The organism is Yersinia similis, from assembly GCF_001053095.1.
In the GTDB taxonomy this organism is placed as follows: domain Bacteria; phylum Pseudomonadota; class Gammaproteobacteria; order Enterobacterales; family Enterobacteriaceae; genus Yersinia; species Yersinia similis.
Genome location: NZ_CGBP01000104.1, coordinates 1 through 331, shown reverse-complemented (window position 1 = coordinate 331; position 331 = coordinate 1). Strand labels below are relative to the sequence as shown.

Here is a 331-nt window from a genome sequence, read left to right as displayed (position 1 = left end):
GCCTGTGCACCCGCAACCGCGTCGGCGCTGCTGTCTCCCGTCAAGCCCCCCGCCAGCCCTGCCGCTAATGTACTTAACGCGCTGATGGTCTGTTTTTCTGTCTCGCTGAGTTCGCTAACCATTTTCCCCGGGTACAACTGCTGCATGATTAAATCAGCCGCTATCTCACCCGTCAAGGCACCTGCGCCTCCCGCCAGCGCGCTATTGCCCTGTAGATGTGCCAGAACAGAACCGACCACCGCATGTGCCGCCAGTCGCGCTTCTTCGTTATCACCCGTGCTTTGCTTAATCACTTCCGCCAGATACGGCGCACTGCCTCCCGCTATCGCTT

The 331-nt window shown here is 59.5% G+C and carries 1 protein-coding gene; it reads right to left on the bottom strand.

The genetic code is table 11. From position 1 onward, the window contains the following. On the bottom strand, positions 1 to 331 hold a 331-nt coding region (locus AC971_RS22455), incomplete at both ends, for a VENN motif pre-toxin domain-containing protein (RefSeq protein WP_197090751.1).